The organism is Salinarchaeum sp. Harcht-Bsk1 (genome assembly GCF_000403645.1).
Taxonomy (GTDB): Archaea; Halobacteriota; Halobacteria; order Halobacteriales; family Salinarchaeaceae; genus Salinarchaeum.
This window is the reverse complement of record NC_021313.1, coordinates 974,359-993,292: the sequence shown is the minus strand read 5'-3', so window position 1 is coordinate 993,292 and position 18,934 is coordinate 974,359. Positions and strand designations below refer to the sequence as shown.

Below are 18,934 nucleotides of genomic sequence, written 5' to 3'. Positions count from 1 at the left end.
AGCGTCGACCCGGACGCTCGGCTGGACGCCGGTCAGGGCGTGGGCAGCGTCAGCGGCTCGCCCGTCGGGTCGCGATCCTCTCTCGCGGGCATCGAGATCGGGCTGACGGCGTCGAAGACGGCGGCGGGATCCTTGTTGAACTGCCACCGGGCTCTGGTTCTGGCGAACAGGGAGAGCGTCCGTCGACGCGAGAGGGTGGGCGGCGACGTGATCACGTCGCAGTCATCGGCCCGGATCGAGCGGTGGTAGTCCGCGTACAGCACCGCCGCGAGGAGGACGGGGAACTGGCAGTCGTCCGGAAGCGTCTCGATCCCGGCGACGCCGTGGCGATAGAAGCGTTCGGTGCGGTGGAGTTCCTCCCGGATCGCGGCCGCGATCCCCGCGTCGAACTCGAGGGCGGCGATCTGGTCGGGGTCGACGCCGTGCCGTTCGAGCGTTCGCAGCGGGAGGTAGATGCGGTCGCGGTCGACGACGTCCTCGCGAACGTCCCGGAGGAAGTTCGTCAACTGGAACGCCTCGCCCAGCGCCTTGGCGTGGGGCATCGCCCGGTCGCGATCGGCGGGCTCCATGATCGCGGTCATCATCGCCCCGACGGCGGCCGCGGAGCCACGCATGTACTCGCGGAGTTCGGTGACGTCGGCGTACCGTTTCTTCTCGACGTCCGTCTCCATCGCGTCGACGAAGGCGTTGACCTCCTCGTCGGGGATGTCGTGGGCGTCCTTGACCTCCCGGAACGCCTCGAGGACCGGATCGGAGGGCTCGGTCTCGCCGAGTGCCTCGGCGCGGAACGATTCGAGCGCCTGCCGCTTGTCCTCGGCAGGACGGTCGATCACCTCGGCGTCGTCGACCACCTCGTCGGCGATCCGGAAGAAGGCATAGAGGACGTGCGTCGGCTCCCGGACCCGTTCGGGGAGGAACTTCGTCGCGAAGTAGAAGGTAGGTCCTGTTCGGCGCTGGATCGCCCGGCTCCGTTCGACCTGGCGATCCTCAAGCATCGCTCGGGGGCCCCGCCCGTTCGCCCCCTCGAATTCCTCGCACTGGCATGTGGTACAATACTGGGCGGCGATCCGCTTAATCGTTGGCCAAGGCGCACTGTGGCCCGGAAACAGGATACTATTGCCGCGAATTGACGACGTTCTCTCGACAGGTCGCGTCGCTCGACGGCCGCCCGAGCGGCCGCCTCGCCCGCCGCCGCCGGCGTAGCCTGCCCTTTATACGTGTCCTCGGATCGAGATACCGCCGTGTCCGGGGTTCGAATGCGTCGACAACCAATTTCGGTGAACCGGATCGCCCGCTGTCGATTTTGGGGAATAGTAGTGACACAGATACCAGCAATAGTATCCTGTTACGGCTAGCGCGGGCCATGCTTGTTGGCGCACGGTCCTTTAAGCCCCATGCCGGTGTACGACGGAGCGATGAGTACGTACGCAGTGCTGGCCGAGGATCTGCCGGGTAGCACGCCCACGGAGGGATCGCGATGACCGAGGGGGCGACGAAGCAAGAGGAAGAGCGCGCCGACGACCACCTCGCGGACGTCGAGGAGGGCGCCGGATGTACCGAGATTTGGGAGCATCTCTCCGAGCGCCGCGAGGAGTGACGAGCGCCGACGCGCGAGCATTCGCTGCCGCCCCAGCGGCGATCCGCTCGAGGCAGACCGTTTTTATTCACACGCTGCCAACGACTGTCAGATGACTGGCGAGCGAGGGGCCGACGACATTCCTGCCGACCGCGAGTCTCCCGTCGGGGAACCCGTCATCCGCGGCGACGAGGAGATTGCGGGCCAGCGAGCGGCGGAAGCAGTCCAGTTCGACCCCGACGATCCCGAAAGCCTCGCGAGCGCCGCGGAGGTCGTCCTCGCGTTCGCGACCGATACCGTCGGTGCCGAGGACAACATCTACATGCTCCGTGGCGCCGCCGCCTGCGCAGCGCTCGTCCGCGGCGAGGGGTCCTACAAGGCCGCCGCCGAGCGCGCGGGCGACCCGGTCACCGTCGCGTTCATCCGGAAGTGGGCCCGGGTCCACGATCTGCCCCGTGCCGTCCGACGCCACGTCGCGATGGGCGAAATCGCGCCCACCGCCGCCAAGCACATCGCCCGCGTCAGCGGTCCCGCCCGCTACGACCTCGCCTGGGCGACCCTCGATCACGATCTCACCGTCCGAGACGTGCGCGCGATCGCCAGCGAGATCAACGACGGCGCCACGCCCGCCGCGGCGCTGCTCGCCCACGGCGTCGAACCCGGCGCGCTCCGCCTCCAGCTGCCGATGGACACCTACCGCGACCTCCGCCGCGAGGCTGCGACGTCGGGCCGATCGCCTGGCGAGGTCGTCGACGACGCGCTGTCGGAGTGGGAAGCGTTTTAATCGCCGGCCGGCGAGTGCTCGCGTAGGGCCGGTAGCTCAGTCAGGCAGAGCGTCTGGCTTTTAACCAGATGGTCGGGGGTTCAACTCCCTCCCGGCCCGTTTCTGCGACGGCGTCGCGAACCCGTGAGCGACGCCTCGGAGCGGCTTGCCGCTCCGGTGAACGGACGTGAGGAGCGAAGCGGCCACGGAGGGAGTTGAATCCTGGAAGACGCAGCCTGCGCAGGCGAGCGGAGCGAGCCGAGCAGGACCGTCTTCCTCCGGTTCAACTCCCGAAAGACTCGCGGAGCGAGTCTTTCGACCTTCGCGATTCCGAAGGGGTCGCTCAGTCCCTCCCGGCCCGCGTTCCCACTTTTTACTCCCTCGGGTCTCCTCGCGCCTACGGCGCTGCGGGGACCTCTCGGTCGCAAAAACTTGGGGAAAAACTCCCCGGCTGCTCGCTCCGCTCGCAGCCGGTGAACCGCGCTCGCTGGCGCTCGCGCGGACGCTTGCAGACAGCACCGCAGGCTGTGGATTCCCGGGACTCTGTTTGCTGTTGGCTGTACTGTCGAACCGCGGAAACCAAACGGAGAATACCTGCAGAGATCGATCCGCCCTACTCCTTCCGCGGCAGGAACGCCATCCCGACCAGCAGGACGAACGAGACGAGACTCAGCACGGCGGACATCTTGAGGCCGTCCATGCGCTCCTGGAAGTGCGTTCGATCCTCGTGTTGTTCGAGGTAGTCGTCGATCGGCTCCTCGCTCGTCGCCATCTCCAGCGAGCCGTCGCCGGGTACGTGAACCGTGACGTTGGTGCCCTCCAACTCCTTGACGCTCGTCTGTCGGAGGGTGATCTCGGTCTCGGCGGGCTCGTTCCAGCTGACGGTCACGCTCTCGTTGGTGACCTGATCGACGCGGACGTCGCGGGTGTCGTTGCCGGTGCCGATCGCGAGTGTGGAGCCGTTCTCGACCTCGACGCGCTCGAACCCGTCGTACTCCTCGAGGGCGGTGTAGTTGGTGCCTTCCTCGACGACCCAGTTGCCGTTGCTGTCGGTGACGACGGTGACGTTACTGCCCTCGGCGGGCGTCTCGAGCAGCGTAAACGATCCCGTGGCTTCGTCCTGGGGGATGCGGACCCAGTAGGTCACGTTCTCGGCGGTCGTGACGGTCGTTCCACCGGGCTCGGCCGCGTGGGTCCAACTTTCGGTCGAACGGGCGTCTTCGTCGGTCCAGACGAGCGTCGCCGTGGGCTGTCCGCGCTGACTGCCGAAGCCGTCGAGCCGGTACGTCCGCTCCCCGATCGTCTGGTTCTCACCGGTCTCGGCGAACGTGACGTCGGGGTTGTCCATCGACGGCTCCGGGGCTTCGGCCACCGTGACGAATCCGTACGCGCCGGCGGCGACCAGCAGAAAGACCAGCCCGTAGACCGCCGCTGCACGACCTTGCATACCTGGCGGATTGCTTACCCCCGGGTAAAACGATTGCCTTTCGGGCGTCCGCCGGGCGAAAAGCCTGGTTCGAGCGGACCCGTCATTTCGGGGGGCTCTCGGTGCGACGGGCGGCGCGCCCGCTGGAGTAACTCGGGCTGTTCAGTTCGACTCGACGGACTCCAGCAACCCGCGCATGTATCCGATCGCCCAGAGCCGGCCCTTGGTGTGGTAGCCGGGGTTGGAGTTGTCCTCGCCGGCCATCGTCGGCACGTGATCGGGGCGGATCGGGCCGTCGAAGCCGACCTCGTCGTAGGCCTCCATCACGGCGAGCATGTCCGTCGGCCCCTCGTCGTGCCAGGTCTCGACGAAGGCGTCCTCGTCGCCGCGGACGTCGCGGAAGTGCGCGAAGTTGATGCGGTCGCCGAAGTGCCGGATCGTCTCGGGAACGTCCACGCCCATCGCCGCGAAGTTGCCCTGGCAGAACGTGACACCGTTGTACTCCGAGTCGACGACGTCGAGCACGCGATCGTAGGCTTCGACCGAGTTCACGATCCGCGGGATCCCCTTGACCTCCTCGCGTGGCGGGTCGTCGGGGTGGAGCCCGAGCTTCACGCCCGCCTCCTCGGCGACCGGGACGACCTCCTCGAGGAAGTACTCCAGATTCTCCCAGAGTTCCTCGTGGGTGACGTCGGCGGCCTCGTGGGGCGAGGTGCCCGGCATGTCGGCCGCGTCGTACTCGCTCGTCAGCGAGCCGCCGCGGGCCTCGACGTGGACGTTCGTCCGCGCCCAGCGGATGCCGGCCATCCAGTCGTAGCAGATCGTGTCGATGCCGAGGTCGCCGCAATCCCGGAGGAACTGTTTGAACTCGGCGATCTCGGCATCGCGCCCCTCGAGGCCGAGGCGGGTCGTGTCGGTGACCGGCACCGACCCCTCGATCACGCCGATCTCGATGCCGTCGTTCTCGAACCAGTTCTGCATCCCCTGGAGCGTGTCGTGGTTCCACGCCGTCGAGTCGTCGCCGATCTCGAGGGCGTGGACGACGGCGGTGTCGACGCCGACTTGCTTGGCGAGCTCCCAGCGTTCGTCGGGCTCTGGCGGCAGCACGAGGGCGAGTTCGACCATATACGGCATCGCCCTCGCCGGACAATGAGTGCTGCGGAGGCCGAACGTTCTGGTGGTGGCGGCTGAGCGTCCACGCTGCGGAGGCTGAACTACCATGCTGCGTCGGCCGAACGTCCATGCTGCGTCGGCCGAACGTCCATGCTGCGTCGGCCGAACGTCCATGCTTCGGCGGCCATACGTCCGTGCCGCTGCCGCTCCAGCGTTGATCGACGCTCCGGCGCGGCGCCCTGCCGGGGTGTACCTTCTTCCATCCCGCGATCGTAGGGTCGCTCATGGCCGCTCCCGAGCAGATCGAGTGGCTGCTTGCGGGCGATCCGGCGATCCGCTGGCAGGTCCTCCGCGATCTGCTCGACGCGCCCGCCGAGGAAGTCGCGGCCGAACGAGCGCGCGTCGTCGATATCGGCTGGGGGAGCAGGCTCCTCTCCCTGCAGGGCGAGGACGGGCGCTGGGCCGCCGATCGGGGGCCGAAGGGCTACCGCGGCATCTACAGCCCGAAGTGGACCTCCACGACGTACACGCTGTTGCTCCTGCGCCGCCTCGGCGTCCCACCCGGGAACGATGGTGCGCTCGCCGGCTGTGACGCGCTCGTGCGGCACGCGGACTGGACGGACGCCGCCGGCGTTCGGCTGTGGAACGCCGACACCTCGGACACCTGCGTGAGCGCGCTGGTCTGTAGCGTCCTCGAGTACTTCGACGCCGAGGCGACTCGGGAGCGCGAGCGCCTGCTCGAGTACCTGCTCGCCGAGCAGACCGACGACGGCAGCTGGTCCGCCGACAAAGGCCCGATGCACGCCACGATCGCGGCCCTCGAAGCGCTCGCGATCCGCCGGGAGCGGGTCCCGAGTGGCTACGTCGACGCGGCCATCGAGCGCGGTCGCGAGTATCTGCTCGAGCGCCAGTTCTTCCGTTCGCCAGAAACTGGCGAGGTCCTGGATCCGGCGTTCCGGCGGCTCTCCTTCCCGCCGCGCTGGCACTACGACGTCCTCCGGGGCCTCGATCACTTCCAGGCGACGGACGCTCCGGCGGACGACCGCGCGGCCGCAGCGATTGCCCTCCTGGAACGGAAGGTCGACGAGGACGGTCGGTGGCCACTCGAGGACCACCACTCCGGCGAGGAGCACTTCGTCGTTGAGGAGCCCGGCGAGCCGAGTCGCTGGAACACGCTCCGGGCGCTTCGCGTCCTCGAGTGGTGGCGCGAGGCGTCGGGATAGTGACGGCGGCCGTTCGCCGACGCCGGAACCGGCCCGTCGGCGAAAGACGCCCTGCCAGTACCGACCAGCGGCTCCTGGGGGATTGCTGCAGTGAAACGAAACGGACGGCAGTCGGCGTCGATGGCCTTACCGAGCGGTCGGCGTCACGTTGTTCGCGACGGCCTGCTTGACCTGGAGCGCCGCGGATGCCGCCAGCCCACGGGCGACCTCGCCGACGTCCTCGTCGTCGACGACGTTCTCGGCGTCGAAGTCCTCCTCGTTCGGGGTGAAGCCCGCGGTCACGGGATGGCCGACGGGCGGCTGGACCGCGACGCGGCCCTGCGGACCGCCAGCGCTGTGGCTGATGTCGGCGTCGATGGCGTACTCGTCGGGGAGGAACTCCCGGGTGCGGGTGGCGATGCGGGTCACGTCCTGACGGAATCGCCGCTTCTCGTCACTGGAGAGATCGACGAGATCGTCGTTGGCACGCTTGCCGGCCTGGGTGGTGCCCGGCTGTCCGGCGTACGGCGTGTTTCCGTTCATCTGGGTTCTGGGAAACGGATAGGGAAGGACTGCAGTTAAAGGGTTCGGCTGGGGCAACGGCGCGGATCCCGTCGAAATTCGGGTCCGTCGTCCGTCTCGCGTCGATACGACGCCTGCCGGTCCTCGCAGTCGACTACTTAGAGGAGCGTTCGCCCGTCGAGCGGCCGACCCAATCGGGGAGCGGGACGGTTCGCTCGATCAGGGAGCGAAGCGATTCGTTCGATTAGAGCAGGGGTTCGCTCTCGCCGTAGGCCGCGATGGCGACGGCGGCGGCGTACCCCTCCGCGCTGTCGGCGTCGATCGACACCGTCCGGAACTGTGGCTCGCCGTACTCCCGGTCCCGGAGGTCGAGCCCGGATTCGATGCCGGCCTTCGCCTCGGCCTGGACGACGTCGGCGGGTTCGGACGCGCCGGCCTCGTAGAAGACGCCCGGGCCCTCCGGCGAACGCGCCCAGGCCAGCACCGCGCTCTGCGGGCCGGAGTCCCCCCGCGCACTCGCCTCGACGACGTGGAGGCCCTCGCCGGCGGGGCCGAGGTCCGGCGCCTCGCCGACCTCCTCGATCGCCGGACCGTCGGGGATCACCGAGGAGAGGCGCACGAGGTTGTAGTCGTGCACGCTGGCTTCGGCGAGGGCGGCGTCGTAGGCCGCAAGCGCGGTGGGCCCCCGCCCGGTACCCCAGACGATCCGGATCGGCTGCATGGCCGTGTGAAGTGACGCGGCGACGGAAGGGGTTTCGATTCGAATTGCCGATTCGAAAGCGGTGCTAGCCAGTCCGGAAGGAGAAGTCGAGGCTCGACGCCGAGTGGGTCAGCGAGCCAAGCGAGAGCACGTCCACGCCGGTCGTCGCGTAGTCGGGGACGGTCTCGACGGTGATCCCGCCGCTGGCCTCGAGCAGCGCGTCGGCGTCGGACTCGTCGACCAGCTCGACTGCCCGCTCGACCGCCGCCGGCTCCATGTTGTCGAGCAGCACGATGTCGGCGCCGGCCTCCGCAGCCCGCGGCGCGTCTTCCGGGGATTCGACCTCGACCTCGATCTTCGTCGCGAACGACGCTTTCTCCTCGAAGTGCTCGATGGCCGACTCCATCCCCATCTCCGCGACGTGGTTGTCCTTCACCATCACCATGTGGGAGAGGTCGAGGCGGTGCGTGTCGCCGCCGCCCGCGACGATGGCCCGCTTCTCCACGCCGCGGAGTCCCGGCGTCGTCTTGCGAGTGCCCGCGATCGCGGGCGTGTCGCCGGCGGCCCCGGCGTCGAGATCGAAGCCGAGACCGGCGGTCTGTGCGGCTTCCACGGCCGCTGCCGTCTTCGTCGCGATGCCGGAGGCGTGGCCGGCGATATTCACCGCCGTCCGCTCGGCTCGGAGGACGTCCTGCGCGCTCCCCTCGACGCGGAGCGCCACGTCGCCGGCGTCGAGCTCCGTTCCCTCGTCGACGCGTTCGGTCACCTCGACGTCGAGATACGAAAAGACGGCTTCCGCGGCGTCGATCCCGGCTGCGACGCCCGTTTCCTTCGCGACGAGCCGGCCGGTCGTCTCACCCGGCACGTCGTTGGTCACGTCGTGGTGACCGAGGTCCTCGCGCAGCCAGCCTTCGATCGTCGTGCGGTCGAGCATGTGGTCGATCAGCCGTGGTTCGGTGCGGCACCGACAAAACGTCGGGGGTCTCCGAGAGCGGTCGCGATCGGCGAGAGCTGCCGTTCGGCGATGCTAGTGCCCGCCACACCGGCTCCGATCGTGCGTTTCGCACCGTCTACTGAAACGCCGTCCCGCCGAACTACGGGCCGCACCTGCACCCACGCACCCTCGCCTGCGCCCGCTGATCGGTCCGTGCCAGTGTTATCCCAGCGCGACGATCCGGCCCCTCTAACGGCAACCTGGCACCGAACTGCGGCCTTCCGGACTGGCGGCCGCTCCGGCATGACACTGCGGCGGGCGAACACGGAGACCCCGCGGCCGACGCCACGCCGATCGTACTGGCCTGCTCCCACCACGATGACTGACTCGGACGAACTGACGGAGGCGTCGACGACGCGACGCAGGAACCGCTTACTCGCGATCGGTCCGCTCTGGCTCGGTGCGATCACGTCGATCCTGCTCTTCCTCTTCGGTATCCAGCTCCTGGGCGCGGCCACGGAAGCGGCCAGTCCCACGATCGCCCGGATCCACGACCAGATCGTCGTCGGCGGCGGATCGGCGCTCGGGATCAGCTGGCTCGTCACCTACGGCCTGACGAGCGGCTCGGTCGTCGCGGCACTCGCGGTGTCGTTGCTCTCCTCGGGCATCGTCTCCACGTCGGGGGCGTTCATGATGATCGTCGGCTCCCGCATCGGCGCTGGCGCGATCGTGGTTCTCATCGGCGGACTCGACTACGCGCAGGAGGGACAGATCCGGTCGATGCGCGAGAGCATGAGCCTGGGGCTGCTCACCTTCCTGATCGCGTTGACCGTCTACGTTCCGACGGCGATCGTCGGGATCGTCGTCCTGGCGACGTTCCGGTCGGAGCTGTTCGAGGCGACGCGGGGACTCGACCTGCCACTCGGCGCGCTGGAGTTCTTCGGCCCTGCCGTCGACGCCGTGACGCGAGCGATCGGCCCCCGGAGCGCGCTGGTCGTCGCGATCGCGTCGCTGTTCGCGGGGCTCTGGCTGTTCGACACCGTGCTGGAGCGCGTGGACACCGAGACCGTTCGACGGCACGTGTTCCGTCACTTCGGTCACGTCTGGACTGCCTTCGTCGTCGGGCTGGTCATCACCGCGGTCACCACGAGCGTCGCCTTCTCGCTCGGGGTCGTCGTCCCGCTGTACAACCGCGAGTTCGTCAAACGTGAGGAGATCACGCCCTACGTCCTCGGAGCGAACGTCGGTACGCTGCTCGACACGCTCGCCGTCGCGTTCGTCCTCGAGACGCCTGCCGGCGTCGCGGTCGTCCTGCTGGTCATGGGTATCGCCACCGCGCTCACTGCCCTGCTCCTCGTCGCCTACGATCCCTACGTGTCCGCCATCCACGCCGTCCAGAACAGGCTTCTCACTGATCGTCGGTTCTTCGTCGGTTTCCTACTCGTCCTCGTCGTCGTCCCCGTCACGCTGGTGGTGCTCCCGCATCTCTAACCAGGTACGACGCGTCCGTCCCACCCATGCCCGTACACCTCCTCGTGCCGATGGCCGGTTCGCCCCTGTCGAAGCGAGCGCTCGAACACGCCTGCTCGATGCACCCCGGTGCGCGAATCACGGTCCTCTACGTCGTCGAAGACGTCGAGGAGAGCTACGCCGCCCGGGCGCTGGTCGGTGCAGACGAACTGGAAGAGCGCGGGAGAGAGCGAGCGGAGGCCGTGTTCGAGGACGCGCGAGCGATCGCCGAGGACCACCACGTGCCGATCGACACCGAGATCGTCGTCGGCAAACCGGCTCGCGAGATCGTCGCGTTCGCCGTGGACCACGACGTCGACCAGATCGTCGTCGGCAGTCACGGTCGATCGCCGATGTCCCGGGTCCTGCTCGGGAGCGTCGCCCAGTCCGTCGTTCGACGCGCGCCGGTTCCGGTGACCGTCGTTCGGTAGCGGCATGCTCAGAAACTGGAACGGTGCGCCGCTGCTCGTCGTCGATCGAACTACCAGCGGATTTCGATCGCTGGCTAGGACTTCGAGACGGACTGGCCGCTCGACTGTGCCTCTGCCTCCTCGTCGACGAGGTAGTGCGTCCCGACGGACTCCTCGCGCTCGGTCGCGGCCCGGGAGATCAACAGCGCGGTCACGCTCGCGTTCCGCAGTTCGTAGAGATCCCGGCTGGTCCGGGTTCGCACGTAGGCGTCGACCTCGCCCTTGAGCCGCCGGAGGACGGCAGCGGCGCGGCGGAGACCCTCCGGATCGCGCCGCAGCCCGACGTGTTCGTCCATCACGCGGCGCAGGCGGACGAACTTCTCGGCGGCGAAGCGCTCTGGGAGATCGGGGTCGCGGTTGAGCAGTTCGGCCGCCTCGACGACCTCGGGATCGCCGGCCTCCCCGGCATCCTCCACGGTCGCCACTGCGTCTTCGCCGGCGCGAAGGCCCCAGACGAGCCCTTCGAGCAGACTCGTCGAGGCGAGGCGGTTCGCGCCGTGGACGCCGGTCCGGGAGCACTCGCCAACGGCGTAGAGCCGATCCAGCGAAGTGCGTCCGCGGTCGTCGACGGCGACGCCGCCACAGAGGAAGTGCTCGCACGGAGCGACGGGGATGCCCTCGGCCCAGTCGACGCCGTTGTCCTCACAGAGTTCGACGAGGTCGGGGAACTCGCCCTCGAAGTCGACGGGGGAGACGTCGAGGCGGACCTCGCCGGTAGCGCTCCGCTCGCGGTCGACGGCTCGCGCGACGACGTCACGCGGTGCGAGTTCTGCGTCGTCGTGGTAGTCGGGCATGAAGCGCTCGCCGTCGCCGTTGCGGAGGATTGCGCCCTCGCCGCGGAGGGCCTCGCTGAGCAGGAAGATGTTCGAGCCCCGCTCGTCCTCGCCCCCGGCGCCATCGGCGCCGGCAGTCGCATCCTCAGTGCCTGCGTCGGGATCGAACGCCGTCGGATGGAACTGCACGAACTCCATGTCCTCGACGTCCGCGCCCGCGAGCGCCGCCATCGCGATCCCGTCGCCGGTCGCGTCCGGGGGGTTCGTCGAGCGGGGGTAGCAGGCGCCGATGCCGCCGGTCGCGAGGACCGTGGTGCCGGCGTAGACTGGCTCGCCCTCGGGTTCGGAGTCGAGTAGCGCGCCGTGGACCCGGCCCTCGTGCGTGATCAGTTCGAGCGCGGCAGTGTCTTCGCGGATCCGCACGTCGTCGCGCGAATCGAGGTGGTTGAGGAACGGCCGGAGAATGTGGGTTCCGGTCGATGCGTCGACGTGGAGAATCCGCCGGTCGGAGTGGGCGGCCTCGCGGGTGTAGTCGAACTCGCTGTCGGCGTCCGTCGCGCCAGCCGCGTCTTCGCCGTCGGCGTCTGCAGGTACTTCGTCCGCGTCCGCAGTATCGAACGGCACTTCCAGCGTGTCCAGCAGTACATCCTCGACCGCCTCGTTTGCGTCCTCGACTAGGACGTCGACGGCGTCGGGGTCGGCGGTGCCGTCGCTGGCTGCGATGACGTCCTCCTTGAGCGCGGCCGGATCGTCCCGGCTCGTCGCGATACCCCCCTGCGCCCAGTCCGTCGAGGCGTCCTCTGGCCGCTCCGCCTTCGTGACGAGCAGGACGTCTGCGCCGTCGCGGGCGGCGGCGAGGGCAGCGGCACAGCCGGCGATACCGGAGCCGACGACGAGGACGTCGGCCGTTTCCGGATCCTGGGGGCGCTGCTCCTCGCGCTCGTCGGCGGTGTGTGACTCGACCATCGTTACTCTGCGAGGTCGAGCATCCGCTGGACGGAGAGCTCGGCGAGCTCCGCTTCGCGCTCCGGCACTTCGATCACGTTGCGCTCGCGCCCCTCGACAAGCTCCTCGAGCACCCACGCGAGGTAGTTCGGGTCGATCTGGCGCATCGCGTTGCAGTCCATACAGGCGTCACCGCACAGCGGCAACACCTCGACCTCGGGGTACCAGCGGTCGAGGTGGTTCGCGAGGTGGATCTCCGTGCCGATGGCCCACTTCTCGCCGGGCTCGGCGTTCGCGACGGTCTCGGTGATCGTGCTCGTCGAGCCGACGACGTCGGCGGCCTCGACGACCTCGCGGCGGCATTCGGGGTGGACGACGACGTTGACGTCCTCGTGCTCCTCGCGGATCTCCTCGATGTGGGAGGCGCGGAAGCGCTCGTGGACCTGGCAGTAGCCCTCCCAGAGGATGATCTCCGCGTCGGCGGCCTCCTCGGCGTCGGTGCCCTCGGGGTCCCACGGGTCCCACGCCACGGCGGAATCCTCGAGGCCGAGGTCGTAGGCGGTGTTGATGCCGAGGTACTTGTCGGGCATGAACAGGACGGCGTCGCCCTTGTCCAGTGCCCACTCGAAAACGTCGGAGGCGTTCGAAGAGGTACAGATAGCGCCACCGTGCTCGGCGGTGAACGCCTTCAGATCCGCATACGAGTTCATGTAGGTGACCGGGACGATGTCCTTGTCCGGCGCGGCGGCCGTGATCTCGGCCCACGCGGCGTCGACCTGGAGCGCCTCGGCCATGCCCGCCATCGGACAGGAGGCCTCCATGCTCGGGAGGATCACCGTCTGGTCGTCGTCGGTGATGACGTCCGCAGTCTCGGCCATGAACGTCACGCCGCCAAAGATCACGTACTCGGCGTCGGAGTTGGCCGCCTCCTTGGAGAGCTGGTAGGAGTCGCCGATGAAGTCGGCGTGCTCGACGATCTCCTTGCGCTGGTAGTTGTGACCGAGTACGACGACATCGTCGCCGAGTTCCTCGAGCGCCGACTCGATGCGAGCCGTCCGCTCCTCGGCCTCGAGCTCCCGGTACGCGGCCGGGAGCTGTTCGAGATTGTCGTACTTGAACAGGCTCAGGTCCGTCTCGATGTCGGCTGTTTCCATCCGTGGCACTGCGAAGTCACCTGGGTAGGTCTACTTCGGAAACCTGTATTGAAAAGATTTCTCTTTCAAAGAGTGCCTTCGGTGGAGAATCTGCCTCTTTCCCGGCAACACTGGCCGGCGAACCTGTCGACGCCGGCCGCGACCGAGGCCTTCCGACCGGATTCAGTCGTTCCCCGCGGTCGCGCCGGACGTGGCTGCGTCGGTTCGTTCCGCGAGCTCCCCGAGCAACTCGTCGCGATGTTCGTCCAGCAGCGGCGCGCGACCACCGGGTTCGGGCATCGTCGCCGAGAGCTTGATCGGCGAGCCGGCGATCGTCACCGAGCGATCCGCGCCGGGCTGGTCGACTTCCACGAGCATTTCCCGTGCGTGGACGTGCTCGTCGGCGAAGATGTCGGCGGTGTCCTGCACCGGCGCAGCGGGCACGTCCCCCTCCAGCAGGTCGACGATCGCCGCCGTGTGCCGTTCGGCGGTCCACTCTGCGATCGCCGCTCGCAGTGCCTCCCGGTTCGCCAGCCTGGCCGCCCCGCTGTCGTACTCGGCGGCCAGGTCCGGCTGCTCCATCGCACGGCACAGCGCGGTCCAGTGCCCGTCGCCGAACGCGGCGATCACGACGTGACCGTCCGCCGTCTCGAAGGCGTCGTAGGGGAACAGCGTCGGGTGGCTGTTGCCCCGTCGTCCGGGGATCTCACCGGTGTAGGAGTGCTGGTAGATGGCGCGCTCGCACATGGAGATCATGGCGTCGTACATCCCCGTGTCGACGTGCTGGCCCTCGCCGGTGCGCTCGCGGTGGTGGACTGCGGCGAGGATGCCGGCACAGTTCAGGACCGCGGTGAAGAGGTCGCCGATGCCCGGCCCGACCTTCGTCGGCGGTCCGTCGGGCTGGCCGGTGATCGACATCACGCCGCCCAGCGCCTGCGCGATCAGGTCGAAGGAGGGCTGGCCCTGCCGCGGGCTCTCGCCGGTGCGTGGATCGCCGAAGCCGCGGATCGAGCTGTAGATCAGCTGTGGATTCCGTTCGCGGAGCGTCTCGTACCCCAGATCGAATTTCTCCATCGTGCCCGCACGGTAGTTCTCGACGACGACGTCGGCAGTCTCGACGAGGTGGAGGAAGTCCCCGCGGTCGTCCTCGTCGCCGAGGTCGAGTTCGAGCGATCGCTTCCCGCGATTCACGCTCTGGAAGTAGCCGCCGTAGGCCTCGGCCTCGGGGTCCTCTGCGAACGGCGGATTCCGCCGGATCAGGTCGCCGCCGGGCCGCTCGACCTTCACCACGTCCGCGCCCATGTCCGCGAGGAGCATCGTGCAGTACGGGCCGGCGAGCACCTGGGTGAGGTCGAGGACCCGGAGGTCCGACAGCGCGCTCATGGGACGTTGCACCGTCGCCCGGGGCAAGTAATTTACCTAAAAGATCATTATAGATGGGTCGTTGCGGGTGTGGTATGCAACCACACTAAATCACCTAGAAGAATATTATCATTATCGTTCGTTACATTTATTGTGCGCTCCGTTGATTTCCCGTTACCGCATGACGACGACAGTCATCCTCGGCGTGATCGGGTCCGACGCGCACGCCGTCGGCATCACGATCCTCGAACAGGCGCTGGACGCGGCGGGCTTCGACGTTCGGAACCTGGGCGTACAGACCGGCCAGGACGAGTTCGTCGAGGCCGCAGCAACGTCCGACGCCGAGGCGGTGCTGGTGTCCTCGCTGTACGGACACGCCGAGCGTGACTGTGACGGACTCCACGAGGCGCTCGCAGAGCGCGGGATCGACCCCGCGACCTACGTCGGCGGCAACCTCGCCGTCGGCCAGGCCGACCACGAGTCGATCCGCGAGCGCTTCGAGCGGATGGGGTTCGACCGGGTCTTCGACGCCGAGACCGATCCCGAGGACGCGATCGTCGCATTGAGACGGGACCTCGGGCTCGCGGAGACCGACGCGGAACGCAGCAGGGTGTCCACGTAGATGGTCACCGACGAACGGCTCGCCGACGCCGAGCTTCGGCGCATCGACGAGCAGGTCCGCAGCGACTGGCACACCGGCGCGGACGTCGACTTCGAGGAGGCCATCGAGTTCCACGAATCCCTGCCCGACTCCAAGCGCTTCGCGGACGTCCTCGAGAGCGCGGAGACGCCACTTCTCCAGCCACGCGCCGGGGTTCCGAGACTCGACGACCAGATCGAACTCCTCCGCCACCTGCAAAACGAGGGCGGCGCCGACCTCCTCCCCACGACGATCGACTCCTACACGCGCGACAACGAGTACGGGAAGGCGGGCGATGGGCTCGAGGACGCCCGCGAGACCGCCGAGGACACGCTCAACGGCTTCCCCGCGGTCAACCACGGCGTCGAGGGCTGCCGCGACCTGATCTGCGCGCTCGACGCGCCGATCGAGGTCCGCCACGGCACACCCGACGCCCGCCTGCTCGCCGCAGTCACCTACGCCGGCGGGTTCCAGAGCTTCGAGGGCGGCCCGATCTCCTACAACATCCCCTACACGAAGGAGCGGGACCTCGCGACGACGATCGAGCAGTGGCAGTACGTCGACCGCCTCGCCGGCGCCTACACCGAGCGGGGTGTCCGGATCAACCGCGAGCCCTTCGGCCCGCTGACCGGCACGCTCGTCCCGCCCTGTATCGCAATCGCCGTGATGGTCGTCGAGGGGATGCTCGCCGCGACGCAGGGCGTCCGCTCGATCACGCTGGGCTACGGACAGGTCGGCAACTTCGTCCAGGACGTCGCCGCGCTCCACGCCCTCCGATCGCTCGGCGAGGAGTACCTCCCCGATCCCGTCCGGGTCACCATCGTCTTCCACGAGTGGATGGGCGGCTTCCCGCCGGACGAGGCTCGCGCGAACGCGGTCATCAGTCTCGGCGCTGCGACGGCCGCGATCGCCGAACCGGACAAGGTCATCACCAAGTCGCCCCAGGAGTTCGCGGGCGTCCCGACGATGGAGGCCAACGCCGCGGGCCTGCGCACGACGCGCCAGTTGATCGACATGCTGCTCGAACAGAACGTCCAGCTCGAGGGCGTCGACCGGGAACTGAACCTGATCCAGAAGGCCTCCCGCGAACTGATCGAGGCCGCGATCGACGCCGGCGACGGCGACGTCGCGCAGGGCACGATCCAGGCCTTCGAGACCGGCGCGCTGGACGTCCCGTTCGCGCCCTCGGAAAGCGCGCAGGGCGCGGTGCTTCCGGCCCGCGACGACGACGGCCGGGTCCGGATCCTCGAGTTCGGCGACCTCGCGCTCTCCGCGGACGTCCAGGAGATCCACGAGAACCGGCTGGAAGCCAGAGCGAGCACGGAGGGCCGCGATCGCTCCTTCAAGATGGTCGCCGACGACGTGGACGCGATCAGCGACGGCCGCCTGATCGGGCGGCCCACGGAGGGGGACTAATGGCGGGGAATCGCATCGTCGCGATCCGAGCGATTCCCGCGGTTTCGGGCTTCTACGCAGACGACCAGCGCGCGATCAAGCGAGGCGCCACCCAGGACGGCTTCGCCTACGACGGCGAGCCCGTGACCGAGGGCTTCAAGCGAATCCGCGAGGCCGGCGAGGCGCTGACCGTCGAACTCGAACTCGCCGACGGGACGTACGCGACCGGCGACTGCGCGGCGGTGCAGTACTCCGGCGCGGGCGGCCGGGATCCGTTCTTCCGCGCCGAGGAGTATCGGCCAGTCGTCGAGGGACCGGTCGCGGACGCTCTCGTCGGGTCGAACCCTGCCGAGTTCACTCCACTGGCGGACGAAATCGAATCGCTCCCCGCGGAACGTTCCGGCGGCGATCGCCTCCACACGGCCGTCCGCTACGGCGTCTCGCAGGCGTTGCTCGACGCGGCGGCGAAGACGCGCGGCGTCACGAAGACCGACGTGATCGCGGACGCTGTGGGAACTGAACCAGCCACGCAGCCGATCCCAGTTTTCGGCCAGTCCGGCGACGACCGGCGGACGAACGCCGAGAAGATGCTGCTCAAGCGCGTCGGCGTCCTGCCTCACGGGCTGTTCAACAGCGTCGAGAAGGTTGGCGCAGAGGGCGAGCGGCTGATCGAGTACCTCGAGTGGCTCGCCGTGCGGACCGACGAACTCGGAAGCGGCGCGAGCGGCGACGAGAACACCCAGTCCGGTGTTCCGGAATACCGCCCGCGCTTCCACGTCGACGTCTACGGGATCCTCGGCGAGGTGTTCGGCCCGCCGTACGACCGCCGCGAGGTCGTCGAGTACTTCCACCGCCTCGCGGATGCCACCGCGCCGTACCCGCTCCAGGTCGAAGGGCCGATGGACGCCGGGAGCCTCAGCGGCCAAATCGAGCAGATGGCCACCCTCCGGGACGCGCTCGCCGCCGCAGACGTCCCGGTCGACCTTGTCGCCGACGAGTGGTGCAACACGCTCGACGACGTCCGGGCGTTCGTCGACGCCGGCGCCGCCGACGTCGTGCAGGTCAAGACGCCCGACCTCGGCGGCGTCCAGCGCTCGGCCGAAGCGGTCCGCTACTGCGATGGGACGGACGTCCGTGCCTACCTCGGCGGGACCTGCAACGAGACGGCGACCTCCGCCAGAGCCTGCGCCCACGTCGCGCTGGCGACCGACGCCGCGCAGGTCCTCGCGAAGCCCGGGATGGGGTTCGACGAGGGCTACATGCTCGTGACCAACGAGATGCGCCGCGCGCTCGCCCGCCGCGAGCACTCGGATTCGGTCGCCAGACCGACGCCCGAAACCGCAGCGCCCACAGGTGATTCCGATGACTGACTGGACCGATCCCGAGACGTTCGCGACGGCCCTCGACCGTGCGGCGACCCGCGAGAAGGGCAGCTACTTCGAGGATTTCGCCGAGGGCGAGACGATCGAGCACGATCCCGGCCTCCGGCTCACCCGTTCGGGCGCCGAGCAGTGGACGAGTCAGACCCTGAACCACGATCCGGCGTACTGGCGCTCCGACGCCGCGGAGGCGCGGGGCTTCGACGAGCCGCCGATCCACCCGGACTACCTGCTCGCGGCGACGATGGGCCCAAGCGTCGAGGACCTCTCGGAGAAGGGCGGGTACTTCCTGGGGCGCGACGACGTCCGATTCACCCAGGACGCGGTGTACCCCGGCACCGAACTCCACGTCGAGTCGACGGTGCTCGCGACGCGGACCTCCGGTTCGCGACCGAACTATGGGATCGTGACCTGGGAGACCCGCGGCCTCGACGCGCCGGGCGGCGAGACGCTCTGCACGTACGAGCGGACGAACATGATCCCCCGGCGCGAGCCGATCGAGACAGATGGTGGGGAACTTGAGGACACGTCGGCCACGGATCCGGAAGACGACCCCGCGCCAGACCTTCCGGAGGACCTCCTCGCGCCTGATGGCGAGCATTTCGAGGACTTCGAAACCGCGCTGGAAGCGGCCGAAGAGCGCGCCGATGCTGCGGTCGCCTACCGACACGAACGAGGACGGACGATGGACGCCGTCACCGTCGCCGAACTGCCGCTCTCGACCCTGAACACGGCGCGCCAGCACCACAACGAAGCCGCGATGGCCCACTCGCCGTCGGGGGAGATCGTCGCGTACGGCGACGTCACCCGCTCGACGGCGCTGGGTCACGCGCGCTCCGACGAGGCGACCTGGCGCGAGGTCGGGGCAAGCGAGGAGCGCTTTCACGACTTCGTCACCGTCGGCGACACCATCTACGGATTCACCAGGGTGCTCGAGGCCGACGGCGGTCCCGGGCCGAGCCACGTCGGCGAGGTGAGCTTCGAGCACGTCGCCTTCGACCAGGACGAGCGGCCGGTCTACTCCGGTACGCGGACGGCGCTGATCGAGCGGAGGACCGAGCGATGACCGACGAGACGCCGACCACTGCGCCG

At 68.7% G+C, this 18,934-nt stretch carries 17 protein-coding genes and 1 tRNA gene; 9 read left to right on the top strand and 9 right to left on the bottom strand.

Translation table 11 applies throughout. From position 1 onward, the window contains the following. Window positions 1–32: 32 nt before the first annotated feature. Window positions 33–995 carry a phytoene/squalene synthase family protein gene (locus L593_RS04720; protein WP_020445793.1) on the bottom strand — a complete coding sequence of 321 codons (963 nt, stop codon included), beginning with the start codon at window positions 993–995 and terminating at the stop codon, window positions 33–35. Between the two features lie 693 nt (window positions 996–1,688). Here L593_RS04720 and L593_RS04715 point away from each other — a divergent pair. Both L593_RS04715 and L593_RS04710 read left to right on the top strand, forming a co-directional pair. Beyond that, window positions 1,689–2,360, top strand: coding sequence for a hypothetical protein (locus L593_RS04715; RefSeq protein ID WP_020445791.1), 672 nt, complete (start codon window positions 1,689–1,691; stop codon window positions 2,358–2,360). Between the two features lie 25 nt (window positions 2,361–2,385). After that, window positions 2,386–2,459: transfer RNA gene (locus L593_RS04710), tRNA-Lys, on the top strand. A 493-nt stretch (window positions 2,460–2,952) separates the two neighbouring features. Here L593_RS04710 and L593_RS04705 read toward each other — a convergent pair. Further along, entirely contained in the window at window positions 2,953–3,786 is an 834-nt protein-coding gene (locus L593_RS04705; protein ID WP_020445790.1) for a hypothetical protein, read from the bottom strand. Window positions 3,787–3,927: 141 nt separating this feature from the next. Continuing rightward, on the bottom strand, window positions 3,928–4,890 hold the full coding sequence (locus L593_RS04700; protein ID WP_020445789.1) for a mannonate dehydratase: 963 nt from the start codon (window positions 4,888–4,890) through the stop codon (window positions 3,928–3,930). A gap of 272 nt (window positions 4,891–5,162) precedes the next feature. Between L593_RS04700 and L593_RS04695 the strand changes: the two genes are divergently transcribed. Further along, window positions 5,163–6,101: a hypothetical protein gene (locus L593_RS04695; RefSeq protein WP_020445788.1), complete on the top strand. Its 939-nt coding sequence runs from the start codon at window positions 5,163–5,165 to the stop codon at window positions 6,099–6,101. A 126-nt stretch (window positions 6,102–6,227) separates the two neighbouring features. Here L593_RS04695 and L593_RS04690 read toward each other — a convergent pair whose 3' ends face one another. The 3 genes from L593_RS04690 to nadC all read right to left on the bottom strand — a co-directional run bounded on the left by L593_RS04690 (window position 6,228) and on the right by nadC (window position 8,236). Continuing rightward, window positions 6,228–6,623: a DUF5811 family protein gene (locus L593_RS04690; protein WP_020445787.1), complete on the bottom strand. Its 396-nt coding sequence runs from the start codon at window positions 6,621–6,623 to the stop codon at window positions 6,228–6,230. A 223-nt stretch (window positions 6,624–6,846) separates the two neighbouring features. Continuing rightward, window positions 6,847–7,323, bottom strand: coding sequence for a pyruvoyl-dependent arginine decarboxylase (locus tag L593_RS04685; protein ID WP_020445786.1), 477 nt, complete (start codon window positions 7,321–7,323; stop codon window positions 6,847–6,849). Window positions 7,324–7,387: 64 nt separating this feature from the next. Next, window positions 7,388–8,236: a carboxylating nicotinate-nucleotide diphosphorylase gene (nadC, locus tag L593_RS04680; RefSeq protein WP_020445785.1), complete on the bottom strand. Its 849-nt coding sequence runs from the start codon at window positions 8,234–8,236 to the stop codon at window positions 7,388–7,390. Between the two features lie 378 nt (window positions 8,237–8,614). On the opposite strand from nadC, the gene L593_RS04675 reads away from it, so the two are divergent. Both L593_RS04675 and L593_RS04670 read left to right on the top strand, forming a co-directional pair. Beyond that, entirely contained in the window at window positions 8,615–9,727 is a 1,113-nt protein-coding gene (locus tag L593_RS04675) for a hypothetical protein (protein ID WP_020445784.1), read from the top strand. A 26-nt stretch (window positions 9,728–9,753) separates the two neighbouring features. Beyond that, the gene (locus L593_RS04670) at window positions 9,754–10,176 is read left to right on the top strand and encodes a universal stress protein (RefSeq protein WP_020445783.1); all 423 of its coding nucleotides are present in this window, start codon (window positions 9,754–9,756) and stop codon (window positions 10,174–10,176) included. 74 nt (window positions 10,177–10,250) lie between these two features. Here L593_RS04670 and L593_RS04665 read toward each other — a convergent pair whose 3' ends face one another. The 3 genes from L593_RS04665 to mct all read right to left on the bottom strand — a co-directional run bounded on the left by L593_RS04665 (window position 10,251) and on the right by mct (window position 14,449). Beyond that, window positions 10,251–11,954, bottom strand: a complete 1,704-nt coding sequence (locus L593_RS04665; RefSeq protein ID WP_020445782.1) for an L-aspartate oxidase — start codon at window positions 11,952–11,954, stop codon at window positions 10,251–10,253. A 2-nt stretch (window positions 11,955–11,956) separates the two neighbouring features. After that, window positions 11,957–13,096, bottom strand: coding sequence for a quinolinate synthase NadA (nadA, locus tag L593_RS04660; RefSeq protein WP_020445781.1), 1,140 nt, complete (start codon window positions 13,094–13,096; stop codon window positions 11,957–11,959). A gap of 153 nt (window positions 13,097–13,249) precedes the next feature. Then, window positions 13,250–14,449: a succinyl-CoA:mesaconate CoA-transferase gene (mct, locus tag L593_RS04655; protein WP_020445780.1), complete on the bottom strand. Its 1,200-nt coding sequence runs from the start codon at window positions 14,447–14,449 to the stop codon at window positions 13,250–13,252. Window positions 14,450–14,609: 160 nt separating this feature from the next. Between mct and glmS the strand changes: the two genes are divergently transcribed. From glmS to mch, 4 genes are read left to right on the top strand one after another with little or no spacing between them, the layout of a single operon-like run. Then, window positions 14,610–15,050: a methylaspartate mutase subunit S gene (gene glmS, locus L593_RS04650; protein ID WP_020445779.1), complete on the top strand. Its 441-nt coding sequence runs from the start codon at window positions 14,610–14,612 to the stop codon at window positions 15,048–15,050. After that, a complete protein-coding gene (locus L593_RS04645) occupies window positions 15,051–16,484 on the top strand; it encodes a methylaspartate mutase subunit E (protein ID WP_020445778.1) in 1,434 nt (477 codons plus the stop codon). Continuing rightward, window positions 16,484–17,833 (top strand): methylaspartate ammonia-lyase, encoded by a 1,350-nt coding sequence (locus L593_RS04640; protein ID WP_020445777.1) that lies wholly within the window; start codon window positions 16,484–16,486, stop codon window positions 17,831–17,833. Before L593_RS04645 ends, L593_RS04640 begins: the two co-directional genes overlap by 1 nt. Then, entirely contained in the window at window positions 17,826–18,908 is a 1,083-nt protein-coding gene (gene mch / locus L593_RS04635; protein ID WP_049893856.1) for a 2-methylfumaryl-CoA hydratase, read from the top strand. Before L593_RS04640 ends, mch begins: the two co-directional genes overlap by 8 nt. Window positions 18,909–18,934: the final 26 nt, after the last annotated feature.

Bases quoted from the DNA above. Each gene is read 5' to 3' on its own strand.
- L593_RS04645 (WP_020445778.1), top strand. From the start codon at position 15,051: ATGGTCACCGACGAACGGCTCGCCGACGCCGAGCTTCGGCGCATCGAC.
- mch (WP_049893856.1), top strand. From the start codon at position 17,826: ATGACTGACTGGACCGATCCCGAGACGTTCGCGACGGCCCTCGACCGT.
- nadC (WP_020445785.1), bottom strand. From the start codon at position 8,236: ATGCTCGACCGCACGACGATCGAAGGCTGGCTGCGCGAGGACCTCGGT.
- L593_RS04685 (WP_020445786.1), bottom strand. From the start codon at position 7,323: ATGCAGCCGATCCGGATCGTCTGGGGTACCGGGCGGGGGCCCACCGCG.
- glmS (WP_020445779.1), top strand. From the start codon at position 14,610: ATGACGACGACAGTCATCCTCGGCGTGATCGGGTCCGACGCGCACGCC.
- mct (WP_020445780.1), bottom strand. From the start codon at position 14,449: ATGAGCGCGCTGTCGGACCTCCGGGTCCTCGACCTCACCCAGGTGCTC.
- L593_RS04640 (WP_020445777.1), top strand. From the start codon at position 16,484: ATGGCGGGGAATCGCATCGTCGCGATCCGAGCGATTCCCGCGGTTTCG.
- L593_RS04705 (WP_020445790.1), bottom strand. From the start codon at position 3,786: ATGCAAGGTCGTGCAGCGGCGGTCTACGGGCTGGTCTTTCTGCTGGTC.
- L593_RS04690 (WP_020445787.1), bottom strand. From the start codon at position 6,623: ATGAACGGAAACACGCCGTACGCCGGACAGCCGGGCACCACCCAGGCC.
- L593_RS04675 (WP_020445784.1), top strand. From the start codon at position 8,615: ATGACTGACTCGGACGAACTGACGGAGGCGTCGACGACGCGACGCAGG.
- L593_RS04700 (WP_020445789.1), bottom strand. From the start codon at position 4,890: ATGGTCGAACTCGCCCTCGTGCTGCCGCCAGAGCCCGACGAACGCTGG.
- L593_RS04715 (WP_020445791.1), top strand. From the start codon at position 1,689: ATGACTGGCGAGCGAGGGGCCGACGACATTCCTGCCGACCGCGAGTCT.
- L593_RS04720 (WP_020445793.1), bottom strand. From the start codon at position 995: ATGCTTGAGGATCGCCAGGTCGAACGGAGCCGGGCGATCCAGCGCCGA.
- L593_RS04695 (WP_020445788.1), top strand. From the start codon at position 5,163: ATGGCCGCTCCCGAGCAGATCGAGTGGCTGCTTGCGGGCGATCCGGCG.
- L593_RS04670 (WP_020445783.1), top strand. From the start codon at position 9,754: ATGCCCGTACACCTCCTCGTGCCGATGGCCGGTTCGCCCCTGTCGAAG.
- L593_RS04665 (WP_020445782.1), bottom strand. From the start codon at position 11,954: ATGGTCGAGTCACACACCGCCGACGAGCGCGAGGAGCAGCGCCCCCAG.